General features: G+C 53.5%; 23 protein-coding genes and 3 pseudogenes. 21 read left to right on the top strand and 5 right to left on the bottom strand.

All coding sequences use genetic code 11. The features are described from left to right. The first annotated feature begins 128 nt into the window (after positions 1 to 128). From AC1MDC_RS25895 to AC1MDC_RS25865, 7 genes and pseudogenes are all read left to right on the top strand, one after another. Positions 129 to 737, top strand: a complete 609-nt coding sequence (locus AC1MDC_RS25895; protein ID WP_480393983.1) for a papain-like cysteine protease family protein — start codon at positions 129 to 131, stop codon at positions 735 to 737. 18 nt (positions 738 to 755) lie between these two features. Beyond that, positions 756 to 1,337: a hypothetical protein gene (locus AC1MDC_RS25890; RefSeq protein WP_480393971.1), complete on the top strand. Its 582-nt coding sequence runs from the start codon at positions 756 to 758 to the stop codon at positions 1,335 to 1,337. Positions 1,338 to 1,371: 34 nt separating this feature from the next. Beyond that, complete coding sequence (locus tag AC1MDC_RS25885) at positions 1,372 to 2,382, top strand: hypothetical protein (RefSeq protein WP_480393970.1); 1,011 nt, start codon at positions 1,372 to 1,374, stop codon at positions 2,380 to 2,382. Between the two features lie 69 nt (positions 2,383 to 2,451). After that, the gene (locus tag AC1MDC_RS25880) at positions 2,452 to 3,006 is read left to right on the top strand and encodes a hypothetical protein (RefSeq protein WP_480393969.1); all 555 of its coding nucleotides are present in this window, start codon (positions 2,452 to 2,454) and stop codon (positions 3,004 to 3,006) included. Between the two features lie 28 nt (positions 3,007 to 3,034). Beyond that, positions 3,035 to 3,736, top strand: coding sequence for a Shedu anti-phage system protein SduA domain-containing protein (locus AC1MDC_RS25875; protein WP_480393968.1), 702 nt, complete (start codon positions 3,035 to 3,037; stop codon positions 3,734 to 3,736). 303 nt (positions 3,737 to 4,039) lie between these two features. Further along, complete coding sequence (locus AC1MDC_RS25870) at positions 4,040 to 4,909, top strand: hypothetical protein (protein WP_480393967.1); 870 nt, start codon at positions 4,040 to 4,042, stop codon at positions 4,907 to 4,909. Between the two features lie 267 nt (positions 4,910 to 5,176). Next, positions 5,177 to 6,057: pseudogene (locus AC1MDC_RS25865) on the top strand (patatin-like phospholipase family protein). 251 nt (positions 6,058 to 6,308) lie between these two features. On the opposite strand, the gene AC1MDC_RS25860 reads toward AC1MDC_RS25865, so the two are convergent. Further along, entirely contained in the window at positions 6,309 to 6,674 is a 366-nt protein-coding gene (locus AC1MDC_RS25860) for a histone-like nucleoid-structuring protein, MvaT/MvaU family (protein ID WP_480393966.1), read from the bottom strand. 168 nt (positions 6,675 to 6,842) lie between these two features. On the opposite strand from AC1MDC_RS25860, the gene AC1MDC_RS25855 reads away from it, so the two are divergent. After that, positions 6,843 to 9,167 carry a hypothetical protein gene (locus AC1MDC_RS25855; protein WP_480393965.1) on the top strand — a complete coding sequence of 775 codons (2,325 nt, stop codon included), beginning with the start codon at positions 6,843 to 6,845 and terminating at the stop codon, positions 9,165 to 9,167. 170 nt (positions 9,168 to 9,337) lie between these two features. Here the strand turns inward: AC1MDC_RS25855 and AC1MDC_RS25850 are convergent, their stop codons facing one another. Together AC1MDC_RS25850 and AC1MDC_RS25845 are read right to left on the bottom strand one after the other, a co-directional pair. Then, positions 9,338 to 10,270, bottom strand: a complete 933-nt coding sequence (locus AC1MDC_RS25850; protein WP_480393964.1) for a hypothetical protein — start codon at positions 10,268 to 10,270, stop codon at positions 9,338 to 9,340. 129 nt (positions 10,271 to 10,399) lie between these two features. Continuing rightward, complete coding sequence (locus AC1MDC_RS25845; protein WP_480393963.1) at positions 10,400 to 12,067, bottom strand: hypothetical protein; 1,668 nt, start codon at positions 12,065 to 12,067, stop codon at positions 10,400 to 10,402. 223 nt (positions 12,068 to 12,290) lie between these two features. Here AC1MDC_RS25845 and AC1MDC_RS25840 point away from each other — a divergent pair. Beyond that, positions 12,291 to 12,386, top strand: a pseudogene (locus AC1MDC_RS25840) (IS5/IS1182 family transposase); the annotation flags it as partial. 248 nt (positions 12,387 to 12,634) lie between these two features. Here AC1MDC_RS25840 and AC1MDC_RS25835 read toward each other — a convergent pair. Beyond that, positions 12,635 to 12,796 (bottom strand): annotated as a pseudogene (locus AC1MDC_RS25835) (IS3 family transposase); the annotation flags it as partial. Between the two features lie 357 nt (positions 12,797 to 13,153). Here AC1MDC_RS25835 and AC1MDC_RS25830 point away from each other — a divergent pair. After that, on the top strand, positions 13,154 to 13,438 hold the full coding sequence (locus AC1MDC_RS25830; protein ID WP_480393962.1) for a hypothetical protein: 285 nt from the start codon (positions 13,154 to 13,156) through the stop codon (positions 13,436 to 13,438). A gap of 207 nt (positions 13,439 to 13,645) precedes the next feature. After that, entirely contained in the window at positions 13,646 to 13,939 is a 294-nt protein-coding gene (locus tag AC1MDC_RS25825; RefSeq protein WP_480393961.1) for a hypothetical protein, read from the top strand. Positions 13,940 to 14,457: 518 nt separating this feature from the next. Here AC1MDC_RS25825 and AC1MDC_RS25820 read toward each other — a convergent pair. Then, on the bottom strand, positions 14,458 to 15,267 hold the full coding sequence (locus tag AC1MDC_RS25820; RefSeq protein ID WP_480393960.1) for a helix-turn-helix domain-containing protein: 810 nt from the start codon (positions 15,265 to 15,267) through the stop codon (positions 14,458 to 14,460). Positions 15,268 to 15,542: 275 nt separating this feature from the next. Between AC1MDC_RS25820 and AC1MDC_RS25815 the strand changes: the two genes are divergently transcribed. The 10 genes from AC1MDC_RS25815 to AC1MDC_RS25770 all read left to right on the top strand — a co-directional run bounded on the left by AC1MDC_RS25815 (position 15,543) and on the right by AC1MDC_RS25770 (position 24,402). Continuing rightward, positions 15,543 to 15,797 (top strand): hypothetical protein, encoded by a 255-nt coding sequence (locus tag AC1MDC_RS25815; protein ID WP_480393959.1) that lies wholly within the window; start codon positions 15,543 to 15,545, stop codon positions 15,795 to 15,797. 88 nt (positions 15,798 to 15,885) lie between these two features. Next, positions 15,886 to 16,812, top strand: a complete 927-nt coding sequence (locus AC1MDC_RS25810) for a LysR family transcriptional regulator (protein ID WP_085702136.1) — start codon at positions 15,886 to 15,888, stop codon at positions 16,810 to 16,812. Between the two features lie 214 nt (positions 16,813 to 17,026). Beyond that, entirely contained in the window at positions 17,027 to 17,722 is a 696-nt protein-coding gene (locus AC1MDC_RS25805; RefSeq protein ID WP_480393958.1) for a hypothetical protein, read from the top strand. Positions 17,723 to 17,832: 110 nt separating this feature from the next. Continuing rightward, positions 17,833 to 18,051: an AlpA family transcriptional regulator gene (locus AC1MDC_RS25800; RefSeq protein ID WP_085702138.1), complete on the top strand. Its 219-nt coding sequence runs from the start codon at positions 17,833 to 17,835 to the stop codon at positions 18,049 to 18,051. Positions 18,052 to 18,143: 92 nt separating this feature from the next. Further along, a complete protein-coding gene (locus tag AC1MDC_RS25795) occupies positions 18,144 to 19,625 on the top strand; it encodes a ParB family protein (RefSeq protein ID WP_480393957.1) in 1,482 nt (493 codons plus the stop codon). After that, a complete protein-coding gene (locus tag AC1MDC_RS25790) occupies positions 19,622 to 20,182 on the top strand; it encodes a DUF2857 domain-containing protein (protein WP_480393956.1) in 561 nt (186 codons plus the stop codon). The genes AC1MDC_RS25795 and AC1MDC_RS25790 overlap by 4 nt, the downstream gene beginning before the upstream one ends. A 217-nt stretch (positions 20,183 to 20,399) precedes the next feature. Continuing rightward, complete coding sequence (locus tag AC1MDC_RS25785; protein WP_480393955.1) at positions 20,400 to 21,194, top strand: PFL_4669 family integrating conjugative element protein; 795 nt, start codon at positions 20,400 to 20,402, stop codon at positions 21,192 to 21,194. Further along, on the top strand, positions 21,194 to 21,706 hold the full coding sequence (locus AC1MDC_RS25780; RefSeq protein WP_085702142.1) for a DUF3158 family protein: 513 nt from the start codon (positions 21,194 to 21,196) through the stop codon (positions 21,704 to 21,706). The genes AC1MDC_RS25785 and AC1MDC_RS25780 overlap by 1 nt, the downstream gene beginning before the upstream one ends. Continuing rightward, complete coding sequence (locus AC1MDC_RS25775) at positions 21,706 to 22,083, top strand: single-stranded DNA-binding protein (protein WP_085702143.1); 378 nt, start codon at positions 21,706 to 21,708, stop codon at positions 22,081 to 22,083. The genes AC1MDC_RS25780 and AC1MDC_RS25775 overlap by 1 nt, the downstream gene beginning before the upstream one ends. Positions 22,084 to 22,389: 306 nt before the next feature. Beyond that, complete coding sequence (locus AC1MDC_RS25770; protein ID WP_480393954.1) at positions 22,390 to 24,402, top strand: DNA topoisomerase III; 2,013 nt, start codon at positions 22,390 to 22,392, stop codon at positions 24,400 to 24,402. Positions 24,403 to 24,481: the final 79 nt, after the last annotated feature.

The raw sequence follows: 24,481 nt of genomic DNA, 5'->3' as shown, positions 1-24,481 counted from the left end.
AAGCTCCCCAAGGTGAGAGTCCTTCGAACGCAGATGCTCGCCAGCGGGATTCCCTTGGGCGGTGGAGCCAGTGAAGGCAATGCTGTCGGGGAAGCCACAGCTGAGGTCATGCTAACCACTTGAACGAAATGCAGGAGGATACTGACATGGCGTTTCCGAGCTTCCTTGGCCCCCTGACGCCGCTATTTCAATTGATCCCCCCCGCGCTCCCTCTTGGGGACAACTCCGTGGAAGATGGCCCAATTGGGGGCGCAGGTGCTAATCAATTGGCCTTCTCCATGCAAGCGCAGCAAGAATCGAACTGGTGCTGGGCTGCAAACACTTCCAGCGTGTCGGTGTTCTTTGATTCAACCTCGCAGTGGACTCAATGCGCCGTTGCCTCCGCTTGCCTTGGAGAGAGCTGCTGTACCGCTCCTATGCCTTGTAATCAAGCATTCGTGCTTGATGTTCCGCTCAGCCAAACGAGCAATTTGCGGGGCTCCGCAATCGCCGCGCCGGATTCAAGGACTGACCTTCAAGAGCAAATCGACTGCGGCTCACCTGTGTGCTGCCATATCTCGTGGGCTGGTCAGGGAGGACACTTCGTCACGGTGTCTGGATACGATTGGTCCACTGATGATGTCATCGTCGATGACCCGCTCTATGGCCCTGGCCCTGCGCGAGTTCCGTACAACACATTCGTAAGCTCTTACCGGGGGGCTGGAAGCTGGGACTACTCTTATCACACCCACGCCTAAACCTTCTGGAGCACAGCCATGGCTATCAAGTCCCACCAAGGTCCGAGCAATGGCGCAATCGTCATGGCAGCTGCGCTGGCAGTGAGGATGCCCTCGACTCCTGCCGCGCACTCACCGCTTGGAGGCGCACCACACGTAGGCGGGCCTGTGCCCTTCTATCACCTCGCACTGGATCAATTGCCCTACGACAACGCGCTTGAAAACGCCACGAGAACTGGCTGGAGGTATCCAGTCATTGGCTCTATCAAGGCTGGGCTTGTTGACATTCGTGGGGACGAGGGAACGAACAGTGCATCGTTTGGTGGCCTGTCGTATGGGGTCGTCGCAGAACGCTTCATCCAAGCCTCGACTCTCGCCGAAGGGCAACTTGCCAACAGTACCGACGAATACGAACCACGCCTGCTTGACGTGCCCGCGCTGGGCTTTCTTGCCTTGTGGCTCAGGTCTTCGGAAGGCGACTGGTTCATTCCATTGCTTGATGGAGGGCCACCAGGCGCTGCTCCATTACAAATGGTGCGTGACATTCTTCCCCAACTGAGAGCACGTGCAGCCAATCGTGCTATCGGGAGAGGCCCGCCTTCGTCGAGTCCTACGAACTGAGTGAGATTGCCCAAATAAACATAGGAAGGAACCCATGAAGATTTTGCTCGCGAGCGTAAGTTCATTACTCCTTGCTGGGTGTGCGTCAACGCCCCCTCTCGTCTACAAGTACTACCCAGCTAAGGTCACCGCCCAGGTCACCGTCACGCAGACGATTGACTGCGATGCTGACAAGCATCTGGTCATCCTGAACACGCCCAGCATCTCATCGGTCTACACGAGTGACCGTCGAGGTAAGCCATTCGAGTTTGACGCTTCCAAGTTGGGAGGAGTGTTCACAGACAACGATTTGACCTTCACCTGGTACGACGACGGAAGACTTAAGTCTTTAAATTCTGCGGTGACCGGCCAAGGCGAAGCGATCGTTAAGTCAGCGACGACACTCCTACCGCTGATCGTCGGCGGAGCTGCGGTAACAGACGACACTGCTGCGTGCGCAGTCGTCGCATCGAGAGGAAGTGGCAAGCCCGTCACCATCGTCTACGAGTGGGCGTTGGATGACTTGACGAAGGCAGTGGCACCAATAGCTCCGACTGTCAGCGAAAACTACAAGGGTAACCATGATGCACTGAAGAAATTTGTTTCGTTTCCACAGCTCGAAACAAAGGTCGATGTTGCGGCAACAAAGAGTCCGATTCTTGTGGAGCCTAGCGCCTCCGCAGGCAATGCCGGCGACGAAGGCGTTCCGCTCACACTCGCCAGGACGACGGTGGCGACAATAACCGTGACCAAGGGAAAGATCCCTATCGGCAAAAGCGCCGTTATCGTACCTACCTCACAAACCTACGCTCTGTACGCTCCGCACGGAGCATTCTTTGGCAAGGTGACGTTTTCCATACAACTTAACGAAGCCGGTGTGCCGACCCTGGTGTCGTATGGCAAAACGTCAAGCGCTGCTGCGGCCCTGAACTCCTCGAGCGCACTGGATTCAGCGCTATCGCCAAATGACGCAGCCCAGGCTAGCGCACTCAAGGCGAAGGCTGATGTGATTGCGCAAACCGCTCGGCTTGCCAGCTGCCAGGCCAAGCCGTCGGAGTGCAAGTAGCGAGGTGAGTCGCGTCCTTCGCCTCCTCCTTAATATAAAATAAAAAATAAAAGCAATCGGAATTTTATAATGCCGCAATTTGATGATTTAACCCGAGATCTCACAAGTTTCGTAGGAGGAACGAAATTAGGAGGCATAAGAATTTTTCATAACTTCCAGTGGGCTGAAAAATTTGAAAGAAAAACTTTCAGAAACGGTCTAAGGCTAGCTTCTTTAGTCAAATCTGATTGCCCTGCCGGTTCAATCGCCTCGTTAATATTGTTGTCGGGGTCCACCGTCGGCGAGGGGATAATTAGCGAGCCGCCAAACTATGCTCTTGTTATTAATATAGATTCTTATATGGCAAGGGCGACGCCGGATGCGGCAGCTGCTTACTTCACCCTTCGCCGAAGTGCTGATACCCGCCTAGAAATTACTAATGTTTTAGCCAGAGATAGCGCTCTTAGAGATGAGGTGGTAATAAATAATCTGACGACCTCTTATGTGATGCAGTGGATGGGCGCTAATTCTTCAAGGGTGGAGCAGATCAGAGCGCTTCTGAGTCAAGTTGAGGTTCAATCTCCCCCCGAAAACGCTGCTGCTGTCGATCCCTCGGTAATAATTGAGCTGTTAAATCGCCCTTGATTCTATTCCAGAAACTTTAGTCTCCACTATGTTGGCAGCGCTAACGCGCTTAGCAACCGCATCGACTGAACACCAAAACACGCTGTTGCAGCTTATTCTTGGAACCACTGAAGGTCGCAATTTTGCCGCTATCGAATTGGGTGGGCGCATAGCTGAGCGGATACAAGATATTCGAGATGCTCTCAGGGTCTATGAGGCCTTGATAAACAATCCAACCACCACCGAAACAGATACGCATAAATTTATTATAGAAAATCCATGGCTATTAGGTTCTGATTATATAGCGACACGTCACGAACAACCGCTTTCGAGAGGACGCGTAGATTGCTTTCTCGAAAAATATGACGGCCACCATGACCTTATGGAGCTCAAGTCCCCCAATCATCATATCGTAATGTCGACCAGTGAAGGGACGACAGCGTCCTCTCCCACACAATTCAGGCTAAGCCCTGAATTGTCGAATGCCATTGCTCAAGTAAACCGATATCTTTTTATACTAGATAGAGACAACCAATTTCTTGCCAATGAATACGGAATGCAAAATACCAAGCACCCTAAGGCTTTTATATTAATAGGAAAAAGTTCAAGTTGCTCTCAATCGGAAATAGAGACTTTACAACAGCTAAACAAAAGCCTTCATCGCATTGAAGTTCTTCCGTTCGATACGCTGATAGTAAAATGTGATGCGATGCTCGCATACCTTGAGCGTACTATAGGGGTAATGGAGTAGCAATCCGCAGAGTCTGACGTTTATGAAGGATGATGGATTTTACACAAATTGATGATGTAGCTGATCATCCCTTCCCTATGGGTGGCCATCTGTTGCGGCAGCCGAGCGTCGCCGACACGGACTAGTTTCCTGTATAAAGCAGGCGCGGCTGGCGCATGGCCGGCTCAATCGGCGACACGGTAAGGGATCGTTATGCTCCAGAGAGTAATATTCGGCATAGTGTTGGCCATGCTTTTAGCCGGGTGCCAGAATCAGCAGTACAAGACATTGTGCAGACCACAGTACACCCAAACCACCTGTGATATGAGCAATCTTGACACGATGAGTTGCTCGGCCGCGAAGGCGACTGTTAAGTCCTGCTCCTGGTTTGTAGCCAATGAAGTTCGCGGCCTGATGACCAAGAAGGGTCAGCAGTTGGGGATTACCCAATATAACTACATTCGTCCGGGCGCGGATATTCTGACGTTGGGGAGCTACGAAATCGGTGGGTCACAGCGTTTTGCCTATGTAAAAGCCGACAGCCCGGGTGCCTATGTGCAGTCTGTGAATGGTGCCCAAAGATTAATGGCTGACAGAGTCTCGCACTACCAGATGGCTACCGATCGGTATGTAGCGGATGTCGTTAGCGGCACCATCGTAGCCTCAGATCGTGAAGTCCTGAAGGCCATTGCCGCGATCGAAGCTATGCGCGTACCGTTGACCAAAGCAGTTGATATGGGCAAGCCCATATTAGACTTCTACGCCGCCCTGCCCGCCCAGGACTTCGCGGCCCTTGCGAACCAGGTTGTTCGCAATACGAATGCCAAGGACCCTTACCTCCGTGCCGGCGCTGATTTGGCCATCCGGGAGAACAAGCAATACGAATCCAATAGGCCGTTAATTAGAGTTCAGGACGCATTGGCTCAGTTTGAAGCTCTGCGTACAGTAGCGATGGTCCCTTATGCTGACCAATTCGCAGTAGTCAAAAAGCAAGCGGTCATTCTTGCCGCCCAAGCGGCGCAAGCTGCCAAGCAGGCAAGAGCCCAAGACCGGGCCTATGAGAAGCAATTTGAGTCACGCGGCGGCTATCACGGAGGCGGGGGATGTTCGTGTGCAGGTGGCAATGTCTGTTACGGGCCCAGGGGCGGACGCTATTGCATAACCTCAGGTGGGAACACGCGCTATGGCATCTAACCAACTCCAAATATTTAGGTGTGAGCAACCGGCGTGATGAGCACACTTCGGTAGGTATGTCTTAAAACGGGTGCCGTGCTTCATTAGACCACTACCCCCTATGCGTTGCTCTTACCTGCAGCGTTACCCTCCTCCGATTTTTTTCAATGCCCCGGCCGCTTCAAAAACCATCAGAAACGCCTGGCATGAATGCAGAGGCCCTCTTGTAAATAGCGTTATTCCGTCACCTAAACTGATGCGACGCATGGCTGCACAGAGACTTCGAGCATGGTTACCAAAACTGCAATCGTATTCGCTGGCGGTGGCAGCCTGGGTGCTGTCCAGGTGGGCATGCTGCGGCCCTGGTCGAGGCCAGTGTTCGATTCGATATGGTGGTGGGCGCTTCGGTGGGGGCCATCAACGGTGCCTATTTTGCCGCAAGGCCCGACGCTGAGGGCGTCGAGGCGCTCGCCGGTTTCTGGCGCGGCCTGAGCAAAGCGGACATTTTTCCCCTCTCCTGGCTCGATACCTGTAGAGGACTGATCAAGCGGCGTGGCTTTCTGCTGCAGCCGGCGGCGTTGCACCGATTGCTGGGTCATGCATTGCCTATTCATCGAATTGAGGAGGCTGTACTGCCCTTGCACATCGTCACCACCGACTTGCTCAGTGGTGTCGAAACCGTTCTTTCCAGTGGCGAACTCGAGCAAGCGTTACTGGCCAGCGCTGCCATCCCGCTGGTGTTCCCTTGCGTACAAATCGCCGATCAGTTTCTGGTCGACGGCGGTGTGTCAAGCAACACACCTATTTCGACGGCTGTAGCCCTGGGCGCCACCAACGTCGTGGTCATCCCCACCGGCGTGAGTTGCGCCCTCACGCAACCGCCTCGAGGCCTGGTGGCATTAGCCCTACACACCGTCAATCTGATGAGCATGCGCCAATTGGTGAGCGACATCGAACACTTCCGCACGCTCACCAGCCTGCACATCGTCCCGCCCTTGTGCCCCGTGGATGTCTCGGTGTTCAACTTTGATCAGACCGAGTCATTGCTGCAGCGCGCTTATGAGCAGACCCTCCGGTGGCTGGAGCGTGGGGGGCTCGAACGCACCAAGGTACCGGATGCCCTGACCCTCCATTCACATGCGCATAATCATGAGTGCCCGCTGAAATAAGTGGCACATTGAGACTCGAACTCCCTGTGCAGTGATACTTGTCGGGTTCGTCGAATTGGCGCCGCCCCAATCGGGTGGTTATCCGATATGAGCTTGGACCATTGTTTGAATCAGACCAATAAGCAGTGGCTCTCAGCCGCAAAAAGTAGCGATTTGCCTATGCCTTACAGCATTTCAGACCACAAAAAAACCAAAGAGAAACCGACAAAACAAAAAGGGCCTGGTAGGCCCTTTTCGAACTCAAACCAAAATCACTGAGTCAGCCAGCTCTCAACAGTGTCGGAGCCGTATTTAGCTTTCCATTCCTTGAGAATCTTGTGGTTACCACCTTTCGTTTCCACGGCCTCGCCGCTGTGCGGATTCTTGTAGATCTTTATTCGGCGAGCTTTGCGGCTCCCGGCCTTTGCTTCGGTAGTTGGTGCGCGGCGGCCTGCTTGAGGATCCAGCAAATTGATCACATTTTTCAGGCTGAAACCGTATTGAGCCAACAAAGCACGCAGTTTGCTCTCAAACTCCATTTCTTTTTTCAGCTCGGAGTCACCTTTCATGGACTCCAGTTCTGCGAGCTGCTCGGCCAGTTGCTGTTCGAGCTTACGAAATTCTGCGAGACGAGACATACGTGATTCCTTAAAGTTTGACGGTGCCTGGAAACATAATAAAACGATTTCTCGCGCCCTGCTTGCACACCCTTTATTGCGAAGCCAAATCGGTGATTATTGGATTGCTCCATTTTGAGCGTGAAAATAGTATGCGGGTCCCACCACAGAAAATGGAATTGACGCTCGATGCCCAAAAAAACACTGACGCCGCATTCAACAGAAGCTGATTTGGAGGCGTCTGTGCGGGCCGCGATCGAAAAAACGTTTCCCTACACCGACATCGAGATCCAGCTTCAGGTGCAGTTCAAATTCCAAATTGGTGGTACGAAGGTTGAGATCGACGGGGGACAATCTTGGGCTAAAGCAGGGCGTGCCGATATTGTTCTCGAACATCAGGGGCGCCCATTGGCCGTTCTGGAGCTGAAACGCAAAGGTCTTGGTCTGCAGGACGAGGATCGATTACAAGGTCTTTCCTATGCAAAAATGCTTGATCCGATGGCCCCGCTGGTAGTGGTCACCAATGGAGAAACCACCAAGAAATACCGGACCTACGATGGTCAGGAGTGGGACGCGGATCACAAGACTGCAGCCCAGCTCAACCAGTTAATCGACAATGTGTGCCTGCTGGCAACAGATGATCTTCGTAAGGCAGTGCAGACATTGATGGGCACAAGCTGCGACGTCTGGTCAGCATTGGTGAAGGCAAGTACTGCCGAGGCAATAAAATCGCTGACCGGTGAATTGTACGACGTTCATCTGCCGTTTGCCCGGGAGTTTCTAATTCCACGTCAGGTGGCCAGAACCATTATGGAGGCGGTCAAGAGGTCTTGTTTCGTCATTCTTGAAGGTGAGCCGCTGACCGGCAAAAGCAATGTACTCCGTGAGGTAATCGCCGCTACCTCGAATACGACCTCTTTTGCAGCTTTGTACGTTGAAGACGGAGGACATGGCTATTTTCAGTGCCTGGCCGACGCTTTGAGCCAAACCTTGGGGTGGTCGTTGACTGCGGATGAGGCTCGCGGCTGGCTGCAGCGTTTGCCGCCGGATCAAAACATGAAGCTGGTAATACTGATCGATCAATATCGGAGCGACAGCGAAAGCAGTAAGAGAGAGCTGGAAGACCTCGTCGGAATCGCTCATCGTGGGGGTTTTTCCGTTGTTGTGGCCATGGATGACGCCGTGGTTGAACGCACCCTTCACTCTCCCAACGCCAGAATGCAGTCACTTTTAGGAAGGCTGGTTGAGAGGATCATGGTCGGTCCACTGCACGATGAAGAGTTTGAAAGCGCCATTGTTGCTGCCCGGCAGTTGGGGGTGACAATGATGGAGGGAAGCTTTCGTTCTGATGATTATCGACGACCATGGATTCTTCGGTCGGTGATCTGCAATACCTTGAAAAAGCGTAACGGGACTACGCCCTATGCAGTTGAAGCTCCGCCATTACTCGGGATCGATTTTATAAATTACGTTCGTGAAGCGTACGCTACAACAGACATGAGATTTCATTTCCATGAACTGGCGCGTGCGACGCTTGAGGATTATTTGAAGGTCGGCCGTTCGGACGCATTAGAACTAGAAGCTGCGAGAGTGTTTCTATTACGTAGAGAGGTCTTGGAGGAGCTCTCAAGTGAGTCAAGACAGTACTTGTCTGCTGGTGGGGCGATTCGCCTAGCCTTCCATAATGATCAGCCTGTCATTCGAATCGGCTTCTATGAAATGTTGGTAAGCGAGCTGTCTTCCGTCATTGCCATTCGACTGGGGCCACAGATTGAGTCAGACGTCGATAGCGCGATGGAGTGGTTAATGAACGTAGCGGAAGTGCTACCCATGGGTGAGGTTATTACCGCGCGTGCCATGGTCATGCAAATCGAGTCGGGTGCTGATCCGATACCACTGTGCAGAGAACTCCTAGTACAGACGCCGGTCGTAGGTAATCGTTCGCCCCGTACCCGTTTTGCTATCAAAACCATCGATCTTCCTTGGGAAGAAGATGTCCTTGGGGACGGGGTAGAACAAGCCTATTACAGCGACAATATCTTGCCCTGGATTATGCTTTCCCATGTGCTGACTGCGCATCCTTTGAGCAAGAAGGAAATTGGATTTTTTCCCCAGTTATTTCTTTTGATGGAAATAGCCAAGGCGGTAGTGGTATTGCGACGGCCTGGCAGTAGCCCAGCTTCCTACGAGTTATTCTCAAATGAAATGAATGATGGAACGTTCGTTGCCGCCTGGAGCGTCGGTATCATAGAACCCGTAACATTTGCGGTATTCAAAACGTTGCGTTGTTACCCCGGATTGGGGGACGCTTGGATGACAATGCTCAAAGGAATGGACTCGGTACATCTGCTAACGCGCACCTACACCGTATTGATCGAATTGATTCGCCTTGGCGGCCCACAAGGCCTATGGGCTCGCGCGACGGCAGACGATATAGTCGTTCCGTTGCTGTTGAATCATCCAAACTTCCCTAGCGAAAACGTCTCCCTGGTGATGATCGACACTGCTGACTGACGGAGCCATGGCTATTAAGGAAGCTGCGACTCATTCCGCGAGAATTCGCTTTGCAGTGGATGAAGGCATCACGGTGTTCCATAGGGTGTGGCTCAGGAACGTCAAAAACCTTGGAATAATTGCGATCAAGGTGAGCAATTTTTCATAGGGCGCGGTGTGCTCGATTCTCGTCAGGTAAGACTCACATCGGATTTGGTAGCGCCCCCCGCGTAACAGCAATCGGAAAGCTTGCCAGGCTTGGAAAAGTTCAGGCGGCCTGTGCTGGATTGATCGGGGTGGAAATGCCAGCGCAGGAACAGACTGCGCACATCGTCCGCCACGATCGTGCGGCAGTGCTGGATCAGTCGAGGAAACGCTCTTGGATCGACTCGATTAAGAACCAGCTCGCATGCCCACCGTGACGCCTGCACCTTCGGCGAATGCGTATACAGCAAGAAGACGACATCAGGCACATTGGTGTCTGAATCGACACTGGCCTCCAGGTAGGCGCGTATATACTGCCAATGCTGTTCGACCAGTTGCTCGAAAGCCCAGCTATTTTCACCCTGACCTGGGGCGAGCAGTTGTAGGCCATCGAAGCAATCATCCTCCGATACACTGGCCACGAGGGCCGCCATGATCTCCCGATCGTCCAAGAAGCGAGACCGATCAGAGGATTGAGCATCAAGCAGCCAACGCACCCATATCTCACGGGGCGCGATCGCCGCCATGATGATTTCGCGCAAGGCCCGGGATTCGCCTTCAAGCGCGTCCGTCCTGAAGGCAGCTCCTGCCCCTCCGTAGGCATCCTCGTCCAAGATGGACGATGAACCTTGGATCCCGAGGGAGCCGTGCCCGAGGATGGCAAGGGTCAGTGTTATGGCCCCCTGCCGTGCGGCGTGCTCGAATTTGACCGTAAATTTCTCGCGTTCGGGTAGCGACGTTACCAGCCAATCCCACGCAACGCTGGTGTTCTCGGCAGACAAGTGAGCATAGTCCAGCCGAAGCAAGCCCTCGTGCACATCAAAGTAACGTGCCAGGTGCTCGACCAGCGGCGGAGCCCAACCGGCCAGCGGGATGCTGGCAACGGCCAACTCATTGTCAAAGCTGATCTTCACGCTCAAAGCGCTCTCCCTGTTCACGCGGTGGCGTCTGCCGGTTGAGACGTCCAGGATCGCTCCTGATCGCCATGTCCGGCGTTTTAATTAGTCTGAAATCAGTCAGGGATGCTCCGCGTGTGCCCACACTCAACGTCAGCGTGGCCCTTTCATTTCAGGCCCATCATATTTCTCCATAGTGCGCCGATAGTTGGTACCAAGATTGGAGTAATGCTGATGTACTCGCTGCTGGAGATCCAGGCTGTAGTCTCCGCCCCCTGCTGCCACCACGATCAGTCGACTGGGGAGAAGCTGGCGATGGCCACCGCTCAGAACATCCAGAGCGTCTTCATCGTCTTTGAGTTGGCGCCCTACCCCACTGGTATCGCTGCACAAACCAAAAGCAATGAAAGCGGGCCAGTCCCAACCGCGTTCGCGAGTCAGAACCTTGATGGACCCAGCTTTCAAATCAGTGGCCTGCGAGACTAATGTGCTCACACGGTTAAGCGTCGGCCAGGGGACACTCGCCTGCCGTAATCCACGGTGGTAAAACACATAAAAGTCTCGCTGCGGGTCATTCAGTTTTTGTAACTGGGTCAGCTTTAGCGGGCCGCTGGCCGGGCTGCCAATGTCCGCTATACCATTTTTGCTGATTTTGCCCTGTACCAAGGCGACTTTGCGCACGACCAGACCGCCGACATTAATTTCCACAATAATGCCGAAATCCGCCCCCAGGCGGGCTTCGGCCGCAGTTCCACCCAACGCAAGCGTTCCCATGAAAGACGTCACCTGCGGAAAACCCATGGCGTCGACCTTCCGCCCCGCCCATTGTCCAACTTCCGTGCGAAAGCTGTGCAGAAAGGCACCCGTAGAATGCTCCTCGTGCGCCTCGGCCAGTGACATGTCCTTGGCAAACCCTTGGGCGGTTTGAAAACAGGCCCAGTACACCGCCCATTGCAGCCAGTGCACGACCTGTTCAGGGCGGGTTAATTGGTCCGCCAGGTGGTACCAGCGATCCACCGGTTCCTGGTCTTGCAGGACGGCTTGTCGAACAGACGAAGTGCAACCTGCCAGTACCAGCGCTGTGGCATCGCTGACGATGGGGCCGAAAGAGGCCAATGCCGTGAACCCTACCCCGCCTTCGCTGCGCGCTTGCTTCAGGAAGTGCTGGGCTTCTCCCCCCCATTCTGCGAGTGTCTGCGGGGCAGGCATCACCTGAAAAATCAACTTTTTGCCTTCCTCAAGCGCAGCCGCGAAGTCGCGTTGCATCAGTTGGTGATGCATTTGCTCAAGCACCGCCGCTGTGTTGGCGCTGACCCAGCCATGGCGCCACAGCGTCTGTTTCAACAGGCTCAACTGTGCTTGCAGATTTCTGCCCGATGTCAGCCACTGTGTAACCTGATCAATCTTCTGACCTAGCTGCTGGCGCTGCCGCGCCACGTCGGCAACGTGGTCATTGTGCAGGGCGACCTGTCGCGCGCGAAGCGATGTTTCACTGGGACTGGCGGCGATGCCTTGCTGTTCAGCCAGAACCCGCGCAGCCGCATTAACCGCGTTTTTCGCTTGAAGTTTCGCAATTGGCTTGCCCCAACGGCTTTCAGCCTTGATGGCACCAAGTCGTTGTTGAGCCCCCTGCAGCGCTTCCGTGGCTAACCGAAGGTAATTGGTGAGTTCGATGGCCTCGGTCGTGGGTTGCAACCGCGGCAATTGATCGCGTCTTTCCTTCGCTTTTTGTACGGTAGATGCCACCTCTTCAACGGCATCATTTAGCGTAGATTCAACGAGTTTGAAATTGATGATGTTTTTTGACGAAGCGGCACGCATGAATCAAACACATCCTTTTGAGGGACAATACGACACTGCCACTTTAGCGCACGGCAGCAACTTGTAGCAAAAAGCCATCAATTTCGTTTGAAACTGATTCAGTGCGGCTTCTCTTCAGGTTAACGACTACCGCTGCTTTTACAAGCTGGTGATGCGGCGCCGTTGCCCAGATTTGTCCCGTTCATCTACGTTCAACTTAAACTCAGACAGCGCGTTTACAACACGAATGCAGCCCGTCATCCCGCGGTGCTCGATGAAGCGCGAGCCGAAACCGGGTCTAACCAGACTGGTTGATCGGCCCAAGTACCGACAGCGCAACTGTCGTGGTCAACTAATCCCGGACACGACGTTAAGTTTTTTCTCGGCCTGAGCATGGTGCCAGCCCACCGTTGAATTGATGGGGTCGAATCCAGTTGTACCGATGCATCAGGTAATGGCTGGTCTCGGTGCGCTTCTCGAACCGTCAACTTCTGCATCCAGCCTGCAGGTCGTCCCATAAACCCCTCGAACAACGGTGCCGCGACGACCGGTTGAATTCGCCTTTGCTGACTAACGCCAGATCCCACCACGCACCTTGAACCGTCCGATTTGATCGCCATCTTCCTTCATCAACGACACGATGCTGCGGCTGCCGGCAGCGCTGCGGCTCTGCGTGAACAGCTTATTGATTAGGCTGCGTAAACGAAGTCGTTCAACGTTCGGAGTTCGACGTCTGAGGCGATCAGCGTATTAGCACGCGAGTGATATCAAGGATTTTTCCGCGAACAGCAGGCAGAGAGTACTCTGCTAACACTTCATTGCATTGCCCGACTACGGTGAGAAACACGAAGTAACCAGCGTCTAATTGACAGTCCGCTCGTAGATCCGCATTTTGAGACCGTGTCTTGCTGACAAGATCAGCTACATGCCCAGCCGTCTGGATCTTTTAGGCGGCGCTGCGGATTACCGCAGGATCCAGCCCAATGTTCGCTCAGCTTTCGGAAGTGTGAACAGTCGACACCTTGTCGATGGAAGCATGATTCATCTACCCCACGACGGGCCTCCCCCGTCATGGGGGCAGGCCTTTTTGTTTTTTTGGAGGCCTTAATGAAAATGGATCTGGCTCTGTACCAGGCACTGGTTTCGATCAATGTGTCTGAGCCCAAAGCTGAAGCAGTCATCCAAGCACTGGAGTCCGATTTGAATACTTTCCTTGCAACAAAATCAGACCTGACCACGCTTCGTGGCGATGTGAAAACTGACATCGCTGCGCTTCGAAGCGATGTGAAAGCAGATATATCTAAATTGGAACTGAAGTTGACTGTCCGAATGGGCGTAATGATGTCTGCCCTCGCTGGCATTCTGATTGCGGGAATAAAGTTCATTCACTGATGACTGTCCAGCAGTCAACGTAATATTCGCTAAAGCATTTTTTATCGCGTGAAAATACCGACAGCACGTTCAGTTGTGTGTTTTCCCAACGACCGCAACAGCTTCCTCTTGTGATCAGTCGATTTCGAGTCGATGGAAGCATGCTTTCCCACCCACGACGGGTCTTCCCCGTCATGGGGAAGACCTCTTTACCGATTGGAGGTCTTAATGAAAACAGAGCTGGCTCTGTACCGCGCGCTTATCGCAATCAACATTCCTGATGCCAAAGCCCATGCTTTTGCTGAAGCCATGGAGTCGGATATGCGAACTCTTCTTGCGACCAAATTTGACGTCATGAAGGCTCATGACGGCCTAATGTCCGAAAATTTGAAGTTGCAGTCGGAAATTGATCGAACTCGGCTGGAAATTGCTCATCTGGCTGAGACGCTAACTGTCCGGATCGCAACAATGATGGTCGTTACAGTCATTGCGATTGTAGGAGCGATGAGTCTGCTCAACTGATTCATCTTCCATTAGAGAAATCCGTTGAAGCCACCTGTACAGGTGGCTTCTTCTTTAAGGATTGGCCGAAAAACGAGTTTCTGTGCTGTCCAAACATACCCACGCAGGCTGATTGCTATTCGGTACTTCGCCAAGCATCGCCCATATCGTTGTCGCCGGGCGCGAACTGGGACAGTGCGACTCCAAGCTGCCTACTGCTTTCTCTCCTTCATCGTCACCCTCTTTCTGGTCGGCGGAATCAAAATATTCTTCATCAGCAATGGCACCACCCTGTTCGATTCCGCCTTCAACCACAAGACCACCAAAGGCCCCGCGAACTTTTACAGCCAGGGTCGCGAGACTACCGCCAAAGCGAATTACAACTGGTCAGGAGGCACGTCATCCTTTTCCTCATATACGAAGCGGTACCCGCTATACCTCGGGCGCCGTCAACTCGGCCGTCAATCGACGAGACGAGTAAAGTCGTTCGGCGATTGGGCATGAGGAGTGATATCTAAGAAGTTCGAAGCCCTACTCGCTTAAATTATACGAAACAACCCATCAATGACCTGTGCATTGGCCAGTCGTGCCTTCAAATCAGAATCGAGTTCCTGATCGTCATCTTGGTATTCCCGAACCTTTCGAAAGGCCTCCTGGCTACACGCCCTTGTACCTAATGAGTTCCACACCACTCGGGAGCAGACGGGAACTCGATGATCACATGAAGTGACCCCCATTTTCAGTCCGTTGAGCCTCGCATTTCTGGTCTTAAGGCTGGGAACCAGAATGGTTTGATTGATTTCACTCGTAGCGAACGATTCGTAGTCGATCAGAAACAGCCGATCTCCGAGGTAGTAGGCAACCCCCTGATAGCGGTGGCAATTGGTGCTGTTGAGGTCGTTGTTGTGATTTGCTAACGGCTCTACTCGCTCATAGACAAAATGCCCATCGAGCTCTTCGACGCTCACCAACGAACATAAGATGCGGCCTTGATGCGACATTGAATAGGCGTACTCATGGTAGTGGCCTACCAAGTCCTGAAGGCGGGATGAGGAACGTTGGCGCAAATGCTCAACGGCCTTCTGTGGTGCCGTAATCATTGACAAGGTTGGCTTGGGTGTTCGGCTGCTCACCAATCGTAGAAATTGCTCTGGTGGCAGGTTGATTTCGTGCGCCTCTACACCAAAAAAATCACAGATGTGCTTAAGGTTGAAGGGCGATGGGAAGCTGCTTCCGGCCAGGTATTTATTGAATTGTCCACGATGGATTTTCAGCCTGTTGCACACATCTGAAATGGACCGGTAGTGGCTGCAGAGGTGTTTTAAATTTGAAGAGAGATACTGACGCATTCGTTCGTTACTAAGTCGCGATACCGCAGATTGGCGCAAAAATAGCAGTAAATAGCGTCCGTTTCGAACTACTCGCGCAATTGCGCCGCATCGGACAATGACCAAATATTACTTACGAATTAGCGAGCTAATCGTCCACTCATCGCAAGACGAATTCCCCTACCACTTGGATTGAAAAATCCTACAGAAGTTAAGGCCAAATTCCCCTCGCACCTTCATCTCACACGCTGCTCTCTCTTGAGCAGGCATGCCGTAAACCAAGGAGTTGTTGAAACATGGATCGTTATCGCCCACTCAAAGCCAACGCCACCCCCACGTCTGTTCTCTCGATAGACAGTGCCGCCGATGCAACACAGCTTCTCGAAAACGCACTTCTCCGAATTCGCGCCGGCACCGGTCTACTAGAGACCTTGACGTCGATGCCGTTGCAGCATGCGCACTGTGATGACTTTTATCGTTTGATTCTTTCCGCCTACCTTCCTCTGCAGGACGGGTTGGATCTGCTCGAGCAGCTTCGATCGCGATCGTGAACTCCCGCACAACCTCGTAGCAATACATGTCATCAAACACGCCCGCTCAATTTGCTTCTGCAGTTGAGCGATGGCTAAGGAGCCATTTTTGGAACTTCGACATCTACGCGGCTTTCTGGCTGTTGCAGAGGAGCTTCATTTCGCACGTGCGGCAGAACGTTTGCATATCGAGCAATCGCCGCTTTCAAGAACCATCAAGGAGCTGGAATCTGAGTTCGGCACTCAACTGTTTGATCGCGGACCACGTGGTACTCGACTCACATGGCCAGGTGAAGTGCTCGCCACAGATGTTCGGCGTATTTTCCTGGCAGTGGAACAAGCACGCAGGAACGTACAAGCCGCGGTGGCCGGTTATCGCAGAACGTTGCGCATTGCGATCTCTGACGGAGTATTGCCCCAGCGATTGTCCGCCCTCCTCGCCCGTTGTCGAGAGGAGGAGCCAGAGATGGAAATTCGCCTTTACGAGGTGTCACTTACCCAGCAACTCAGAGGCCTTCGGGAGGACTCATTCGATGTGGGGTTTGCACGTTCGAAAGAAGTCGGCGAGGGCTTGGCTGCAACTGCTGTATGGCAGACGCCTCTGACTGTCGCTATGCCTGCGCGTCATCCATTACTGGCGCGCAAGCAGATCCCACTGAAAGAAGCCATGCGCTATCCCCTCGTGCTGTTTGACCCCAAGACACACGCAGGATTGTCAGAGCAAATCGAACATTTGCTTCATCAAGTGCACGTACCTGTAATCGTGGCTGAACGTGTGTCCAGCCACGAAGTAATGCTCTCGTTGGTAGCAGCAGGTTACGGCCTGGGTCTGGCATGCAAGGCACAAATGGCTCTCTGCCAGAGCTCCGAAATTGTCACCCGCCCCTTGGCGGGAGAGCCTCCTTTGCTCACGAGTTATTTGCTCTACGTCAACCATAGCCCCAGCGAACACCTGCGCCGTTTTATCGCCAGAGTGACCGAATCTGATTTCGAGTTGGGTATCGAGCCGCCGAGCCGTTCAGTTCAATGTGACTAATTAGGTCTCAGGCAAGACTGAAAAAGGGTCAAGCTGACGACAACCCAGTGCTACCGGGCACTCGTGCTCCACAATGTGCTGGCGAATGACTTCTGACCCAGCAGGTCTTGATCTGTCCAGCATCAAAGTGAGCAAGACTGAAGACCTATTAAGTCTTTCACCAAATCACGGCCGAGAGTTCCATGGACAGGTATCGCAAGCCATGGAACGACTCATGAACCAATTTACCCCCCTCAATGCAACCAAGGTCTTCTACAACCCGATAGAAGTGGCGATTCGCTGGAGCGATTTGCTTGAGCACGAGCCTGAGATTCTCGAGCAAGCGTCGCAAGGCACTGCCCTCACAGCCGGAGTTTCCGGCGATTGGCCGCTACTGAACTTGAATCTCGAACGCCTTCTCGATGCGATGCGGCATGGGGAGTTGCCCTACGGCAAAGCCGGTATAACCCAAAACGATTCTGCCTTACTGACTTCGCCTGAACTGACAGTTCGACACGTGGACGTGAAGCGCTGGATAGCATTGGCTTACCCGGCTCAAAAACCGGCGTTCCTGTTCGACGAGTCAGAACGTTTGCCGATACAGGCCATCGATCAGGCAGCCGCTCAAATGCTCTTGCAGCAAATTCACTCACTCTCGTCGCAATCTGTGACTCGTCAGAGAACCAGCCAGGAAGAGTCTCAGCTTCGATTGAACAGCAGAGCTGAAACCACCTACCTGAACATCATTGGAGCCTTGTTGACGTTGTTGCTGGGGCATTCACCCGGCGGCATCCGATATTCGGTCTTCAACACGCTCGAATCAGTCATCAGCGCATTGATCGCGCACCACAGTGGCCGCCAAGGTATTACGGAGCGCACATTGTGGGCCAAATTCGCGGACGCCAAACGTCAATTGAGCGCTTATTCATGAAGACGGCAAATACAGATAGCTCCACTGCATCTGCAGTGACTTGCCTTTTCTCGATGCGTTGAATGTGCACACTTTCATCAGTTGCTTCTGAACATAAAGGAGATTTTGTGATGTCGTTGAATACTGAGCAGCCGCCTTCACTTCCAGAGCGTCGCATTCTACGGCGCCTGGACGTTGAACAAAAAACCGGCCTGAAACGAGCATTTATCTATGTCCTCATGGGGCAAGGGAAATTCCCGAAGTCTGTGCGGCTCGGTGCCAGGGCTGTTGGGTGGGATGCAATGGAAGTTGATCAATGGATTGCCGATCGACTTAAAGAGCGTGGCTGAGGAAGGTCATGAGCGTCTCACCGCAATCGACTTCATCCAATAAGCCACCAGCAAGCGTGCCGGAGGTAGTTGGTACTAGACAATCTCACGTCATGGCTGACCCTGAGGTCGACACCCCCATGATCGTAACGCTCGATCAATTGAGTCCCTATGACCTCAACCCCAGGGTCACGCGCAATCCGAAATACGATGAGATCAAAGCCTCCATACGGGAGCGAGGACTTGACGCCCCTCCTCCCATTACTCGACGCCCAGGTGAGCATTGCTTTCGTATTCGAAACGGTGGCAATACCCGGTTATCGATTCTGCGCGAACTTTGGTCTGAGACCAGAAACGACCGGTATTTTCACCTGTCATGCTTGTTCCGACCCTGGTCAAAACGTGGTGAGATTTTGGCGTTAACCGGGCACCTGGCTGAAAATGAACTGCGTGGTGGACTGACCTTCATCGAACGCGCGCTTGGCGTGGAAAAGGCCAAAGAACTGTACGAACAGGAGTGCGGTACACGTCTCTCTCAATCCGAACTTTCCAGGCGACTAACGGCGGACGGATATCCAGTGCAGCAATCTCATATCAGCCGCATGCGTGATGCTGTCGATTTTTTGCTGCCTGCAATACCTAACGTGTTGTATGCAGGGCTTGGTCGTCATCAGGTGGAGCGCTTGGCGGTTATGCGTCGATCCTACTTCAGAATTTGGGAGAAGCACGTCAAGGGAAAGAGCGTTGGGACCGATTTCTCATCACTTTTTCATGATGTTTTGTTGATGTTTGACGACCGCACCTGCGAGTTCAACAGCGCGCGTGTAGAGGATGAGATCGTCGGCCAGATGGCTGAGTTTCTCGGCATGGACTACGACACATTGGTGCTCGAATCGGAGTCGAGCGCAACGCGTGAACAGGCGTTAATGGCTGCGCCTCCATCTAAACCAATACCAGAACGGCTGGCGCTGAGTTCGGATGATCCCGGTCATAACAAGGCGACGTTGTCCGCCCCTGAGCAATGTGCTGATAACCCGGTGCCTGTTGATTTGCCTGATTGCAGCATTCCCAAAAATTGCGAGGATGCTGCTTCGGCCCTGATAGCTGTCGAACAATGCGTCTCGGGAGAGTCCTCACCGGCCGCTGACATCCATCCCTTTTCACAAGGAAGTCTGTTCCCGATTTCGGACATCTGGGACATCGAACCAGACCTGGATGAGCCGAAGCGGCTAAGAACCCATATCAGCCAATTTGCTCGCGAGATTTGCCAGGACATGGCAAAGGTCGACCTCATCACTGAAGTCGACGAGGGCATCGGATTTCGCTGTGACCGCGATGAAGCACCCGACCAAATATCGGCCTCAAGTTTGGTCGACTTACTGCAAACATTGACGACAGGAGTGGCCTCGTCCTTGGCCCCTGTAAACATCGGGCCACTTTTGGTGGGCTCTACACAATCCGCTTCTCATTCAGATCGCTTGAGCGACGCGAGCCTGGTAAAGCTTTTTCGTCTGATTCGACTGGCCCGCCGCCTTATTGATCACAAGTCAGAAGCGGGCCCTACAGCCACGATGTATTCAAAGGAGGACGTGTGACTTCACCTCACCCCATCAATCAGGCCGTCATTGCTCAAGCGCTACACGATCTGCGTAACGGCCAGCTACGTCGTTGCAAGACAATGGGATTCGCTGATGAAGATCTGGCGGCTCTAAAGGAACCGGCGTTACTCAGCGTTCTTCTGAACGCACGAGTGCCTTGGTGCACTGTTCAAATCAACCGCAATGTTTTGCAGCGGATTCTCACGCAGGTAGAGGGTGTAGAGCAGGAAATCTTTATCGTTGATCGGATGCTGCGTCTGGGTGCCAGCACAGAAATGGTGAGCAAGTTCTACGGACTGACCCACCAGGAAGTGGCGCTTCGACGAGATGTGCTTGGACTGCCCAAACGCAAGGGGCGGCACCCGGCACTCAGCGAGGAACAAGACACGCTGCTTTGGCAGCAATGGCATCCACAGTTGAAAGCCCGTCGTATCGATCTGCAGGACGACGCTGCCATGCTGGACCTTGCGCTCGACTTGGCCCAAGAGCTTTCACTGCCCGCCTCAGTGATCTGGTCAACAGTTCAGGATTGGATCGCTCAGGGGTTGGTCTGATGCTGGCTTCGGGAGCACAGCACGTATACCTATCGTGTGTGGATCATCCCGCGACCGTTTAAAGAGTGGGCGCGTTGACGTCGGATGCTGACCACTCTGGTACCTATCCCCTGGGGATAGCTAAATCAGGCTTGGGCGGCTTGCACTTTGTTCACAGACAGCGCCGGCCGGCACCCCAAAGCTGGGCACCCTTCCATTGTTCCGTGGGTGTCTTTCTATGGCGAATGATCTGCAACTGAACCTGGGTACGTTGCGCAGCAGCATGCAACTGACGCTGCATACCCATCACGCATCTCGAATTTGGCATGGCCGCGACGCCTCGCAGGGTCGGGCCACAATCATTGGGCTCAATGGCTTCATCGCCGTCATGAACAAAATGAAGCGCGCCGCCGAATTGGATGATCCCTACGCGGATGTGTGGATGCTTCGAATCGAAGAAAAACTGAATGTCACCAAAGCATCTATCCAAGTGCTTCGTGAACAAATTGATCTTGCACTTTCCGAAGTTCCTGAAGCCCTGAGCATGGGAGAAAACCTCAATGTGCACCCGGTCCGACTGCCTCTTTTCGTCAATGCACAGCTTGGTTTCATGGCCGTGTACTTACTGGCGGACTATGACGACCTGGCACGACGCCTGATTCTAGCCCATCACACTGCACTGATAGATCGTCGCACCCTTGAGCACCTGCTCAACGAAGGCGCTCATGCGCTACGCAGTTTGTTCAGTCTGGCTCAGCAATTCAAAGCCTCAGGCGTGAAGCGTGGCGATTACATATCCAATAACCCAGCGGCGCTAAAAGCCAGAGAGCGTTTTGGCGATGTGCCCCAGGACGTGCTTGAGGGATCAGCGCGCTCGCGGTTCGCCCCACCGCTGGTGCGGCCGCCCGCTGCTGATGCGGAGCATCCAGACACTAATGAGGCCGATGTTGACGCGCCAACTGGCAGCTTTGATCAAACCCGTGTCTTAGAACATGACGCTCAGGTAGTTATCCCGACACAGGAGCAGCGCTGATGGGACTTCACTACTTTCGCCCACTGCAACAAAGCGACTTTGAGCAACTGGAACAGACAGCCTACCTAAAAGGCCTTTTCGAGCCGTTTAAAGGTAAGGGGGATCTGGAGGACTGGGCCAGTCGATGCATTGGCATTCGTGACGGGCTGATCAGGCTGGCGATGGAAAGTGTCCTGGTACAAGCGCGTCACTATCCATTCAACCTGCTGCAGGCCCAGCTCACGCCTCACATGACGGGCGCAGGGTTGACCTACCTGCGCTGGCGAAACCCCGAGCGAACGACCATGGGCGTCGAGCTTTGGATACGATGCATGGAGAACAAGGAAACACCAAACCTGTTGATTGATGACCTCTATGCGATGGAGCAACAACGGATCTTGCTCAACATGCAAATCAGTCTGACCCATACGCTGGCCCGCCAGGCTCAGGACTGCGCCAACAAGATGGCGGAGGCAGCAGCGATCTATCAAGGCTGCCTCAATGAACGCGCAATTACATCGGAGAACAACTGATGAGCACCCATTTTTTTGGTGAAGGCAATATTGGTTCCGTGCCCGAGTTTCGGGAGTTCAACAATCGAAACGACGAGCCACGGCGTCTGCTTCGCCTGAATATCTACTTCGATAATCCTGTACCGAACAAGGACAAGTTTGAAGACCGGGGCGGATTCTGGGCGCCTGTCGAAATCTGGCATCGCGATGCGGAGCGTTGGAGCAGCCTGTATCAAAAAGGGATGCGTGTGCTGGTCGAGGGCCGCACGGTCAAAGAGGAATGGGAGGACGCGGACGAGAATACTCGGGTGACGTTCAAAATCGAGGCTCGGCGGGTGGGCATACTGCCCTATCGGTTAGAAACCGTGACGCTCGGGACAAAACCGTCCGATTGCTGAGAGCCGCGAACACCCGCATTGATTCAACACCTTCTCACGTGAGCGACTGGACCAGCGAACAGTCGCTCCATTACCCCATCTGCCCTCCTTCTGCACGGCCATCAGTCCACCGACGTCCATGCTCGTTCGCGCGGCGGCACAGGACGAAGCTTCTGTTGCAAGGACTCTCGACTGTTTTTCCTACCCCACGGATGACCGCTACTGCCTGACATGAATGGGGCACAGCGAAATTCATTTTTATCCTCGCTGCCAATCCCCACACGCGGTGAACTTCGTACGTCATTCAGTGAAACTTCAGGTCATGACATGCGACTTTTTCTGTGTGAAAAACCCTCTCAGGGCAAAGATATCGCCCGAGTGGTGGGCGCCAATCAACGGGGCAACGGATGCTACAACGGTAATGCCGTCGCAGTGACCTGGTGCATCGGACACTTGGTTGAAGCAGCGCCACCGGAAGCTTATGACCAGCGCTTCAAGCGCTGGTCAATCGATGACTTGCCGATTATTCCCACGACCTGGCGCGTCGAGGTAAAAAAAGACACTGCCGTTCAATACAAGATCGTCAAACAGATGCTGTCTCAGTCGCGTGAGCTTGTCATCGCAACAGACGCCGATCGGGAAGGTGAAATGATCGCTCGGGAGTTGCTTGATCTGTTCCAGTACAAGGGCACAGTTTTTCGCTTGTGGCTGTCGGCGCTCAATGACGCTTCTATACGTAAGGCGCTTTCTTGTTTGAGGCCAGCCGGTGAAACCTTGCCGCTCTACCACTCTGCATTAGCCCGCGCACGCGCAGACTGGCTGATCGGGATGAATATGAGCCGGATGTTCACATTGCTAGGTCGGCGCAGTGGTCTTGAGGGTGTTTTATCAGTGGGGCGAGTGCAGACACCAACGTTAAGAATGGTGGTCGATCGTGATCGTGAAATTGAACGCTTTGTACCCGCGCCTTTTTGGAGCATTGAGATTCAGTTGTGCTTTGCTGGAACAATTTTTTCGGCACAGTGGATGGTCCCCGAGAGTGCTGCCGACAGCTCTGGTCGCTGTATCCGGCAAGCTGTAGCGCAAGCCGCCCTTCAAGATCTGAAGCAGGCTCAAAATTCCAAGGTTTTGGCCGTAGAGACGGACAGAGTTCGTGAAGCTCCGCCGCTACCGTTCGATTTAAGTACATTGCAACAAGTTTGTTCACGCCGGTTTGGTTTTGGTGTGCAGGAAACGTTAGATATTGCTCAATCGCTCTATGAGTCCCACAAGGCAATCACCTATCCCAGAACTGACTCAGGCTACCTACCTGAAAGCATGTTGGCTGAAGCAAAAGATATCTTAAAAGCGATGGTCAGTAGTGACCCGAGTCTTCAAGAGCTGGCTCAGTCTGCGAATATTCAGCAACGCTCTCGCGCTTGGGATGACGGAAAAATAGGTGCTCACCACGGCATCATCCCGACACTTGAGCCTGTACGTTTAGAGTATCTGAACGAGAAAGAACGCTTGGTATACGGCCTGGTCAGTGCTCACTTCCTGGTCCAGTTCCTGCCCCACTACGAATATGACCGAACCTGCGCACAACTGGTTTGCAAAGGCCATGGGTTGCAAGCTAACGGCAAGCGCATCGTGGTCAAGGGCTGGCGTAATGCAATGGAGGGGTTGATCGTCGATGAGAATGACGCAGCCGAGCGTGGGCAGGTATTGCCAGCACTGACTGTTGATGATCAATGCTTGATCCAGTGCTTCCAGCTCCACGCACTCAAGACAAGGGCGCCCAGAGCCTATACCCAGGGTGAACTGATCAAGGCCATGAAAAACGTGGCCAAGCTCGTAACGGATCCTCGGTTTAAGCAAACGTTGAAGGACACCGCGGGCATAGGTACAGAGGCAACACGTGCGAACGTCATCAGCGGACTTTTGAACCGTGGTTATCTCTACACAAAGGGGCGTTCAATACACGCAGCGGACGCCGCGTACACCGTCATCGATGCAGTACCCGCGGCTATTGCAGATCCGGCCACTACCGCGATATGGGAGCAGGCATTCGATAAAATTGAAGCCGGCCAACTGACGCTGGAGTGTTTTGTCGCCAAGCAAACCGTCTGGGTCACGCAACTTGTTGAGCACTATCGAACAACAACACTGTCGCTCCACACGCCGGGTGGTCCGAATTGCCCTCTTTGTGGGGCAAGCATGCGACAGCGAAACGGCAAACATGGAGCGTTCTGGTCATGCAGTCGTTACCCGGATTGCCACGGTGTTTTACCGATTGCCAAGCAAACACTGACCACAACTCACCGTAGAACGCGTCGTCGCTCACCGCCTAAAGGTGGCTGAGCGATTTTGCCCTAGCACGCGCTTCCTTTCTGAAATGGCGTGCACGCCTACTATGCCGTTGGCAGTAACGGCGGGAAAG

The sequence above is a fragment of the Pseudomonas sp. 1 genome (assembly GCF_056626735.1).
The sequence above is the reverse complement of the archived record's forward strand: the minus strand, read 5'-3'. Positions and strand labels throughout refer to the sequence as shown.

Bases quoted from the DNA above. Each gene is read 5' to 3' on its own strand.
- AC1MDC_RS25895 (WP_480393983.1), top strand. From the start codon at position 129: ATGCAGGAGGATACTGACATGGCGTTTCCGAGCTTCCTTGGCCCCCTG.
- AC1MDC_RS25890 (WP_480393971.1), top strand. From the start codon at position 756: ATGGCTATCAAGTCCCACCAAGGTCCGAGCAATGGCGCAATCGTCATG.
- AC1MDC_RS25885 (WP_480393970.1), top strand. From the start codon at position 1,372: ATGAAGATTTTGCTCGCGAGCGTAAGTTCATTACTCCTTGCTGGGTGT.
- AC1MDC_RS25880 (WP_480393969.1), top strand. From the start codon at position 2,452: ATGCCGCAATTTGATGATTTAACCCGAGATCTCACAAGTTTCGTAGGA.
- AC1MDC_RS25875 (WP_480393968.1), top strand. From the start codon at position 3,035: ATGTTGGCAGCGCTAACGCGCTTAGCAACCGCATCGACTGAACACCAA.
- AC1MDC_RS25870 (WP_480393967.1), top strand. From the start codon at position 4,040: ATGAGCAATCTTGACACGATGAGTTGCTCGGCCGCGAAGGCGACTGTT.
- AC1MDC_RS25860 (WP_480393966.1), bottom strand. From the start codon at position 6,674: ATGTCTCGTCTCGCAGAATTTCGTAAGCTCGAACAGCAACTGGCCGAG.
- AC1MDC_RS25855 (WP_480393965.1), top strand. From the start codon at position 6,843: ATGCCCAAAAAAACACTGACGCCGCATTCAACAGAAGCTGATTTGGAG.
- AC1MDC_RS25845 (WP_480393963.1), bottom strand. From the start codon at position 12,067: ATGCGTGCCGCTTCGTCAAAAAACATCATCAATTTCAAACTCGTTGAA.
- AC1MDC_RS25830 (WP_480393962.1), top strand. From the start codon at position 13,154: ATGAAAATGGATCTGGCTCTGTACCAGGCACTGGTTTCGATCAATGTG.
- AC1MDC_RS25825 (WP_480393961.1), top strand. From the start codon at position 13,646: ATGAAAACAGAGCTGGCTCTGTACCGCGCGCTTATCGCAATCAACATT.
- AC1MDC_RS25820 (WP_480393960.1), bottom strand. From the start codon at position 15,267: ATGCGTCAGTATCTCTCTTCAAATTTAAAACACCTCTGCAGCCACTAC.
- AC1MDC_RS25815 (WP_480393959.1), top strand. From the start codon at position 15,543: ATGGATCGTTATCGCCCACTCAAAGCCAACGCCACCCCCACGTCTGTT.
- AC1MDC_RS25805 (WP_480393958.1), top strand. From the start codon at position 17,027: ATGAACCAATTTACCCCCCTCAATGCAACCAAGGTCTTCTACAACCCG.
- AC1MDC_RS25800 (WP_085702138.1), top strand. From the start codon at position 17,833: ATGTCGTTGAATACTGAGCAGCCGCCTTCACTTCCAGAGCGTCGCATT.
- AC1MDC_RS25795 (WP_480393957.1), top strand. From the start codon at position 18,144: ATGGCTGACCCTGAGGTCGACACCCCCATGATCGTAACGCTCGATCAA.
- AC1MDC_RS25785 (WP_480393955.1), top strand. From the start codon at position 20,400: ATGGCGAATGATCTGCAACTGAACCTGGGTACGTTGCGCAGCAGCATG.
- AC1MDC_RS25780 (WP_085702142.1), top strand. From the start codon at position 21,194: ATGGGACTTCACTACTTTCGCCCACTGCAACAAAGCGACTTTGAGCAA.
- AC1MDC_RS25775 (WP_085702143.1), top strand. From the start codon at position 21,706: ATGAGCACCCATTTTTTTGGTGAAGGCAATATTGGTTCCGTGCCCGAG.
- AC1MDC_RS25770 (WP_480393954.1), top strand. From the start codon at position 22,390: ATGCGACTTTTTCTGTGTGAAAAACCCTCTCAGGGCAAAGATATCGCC.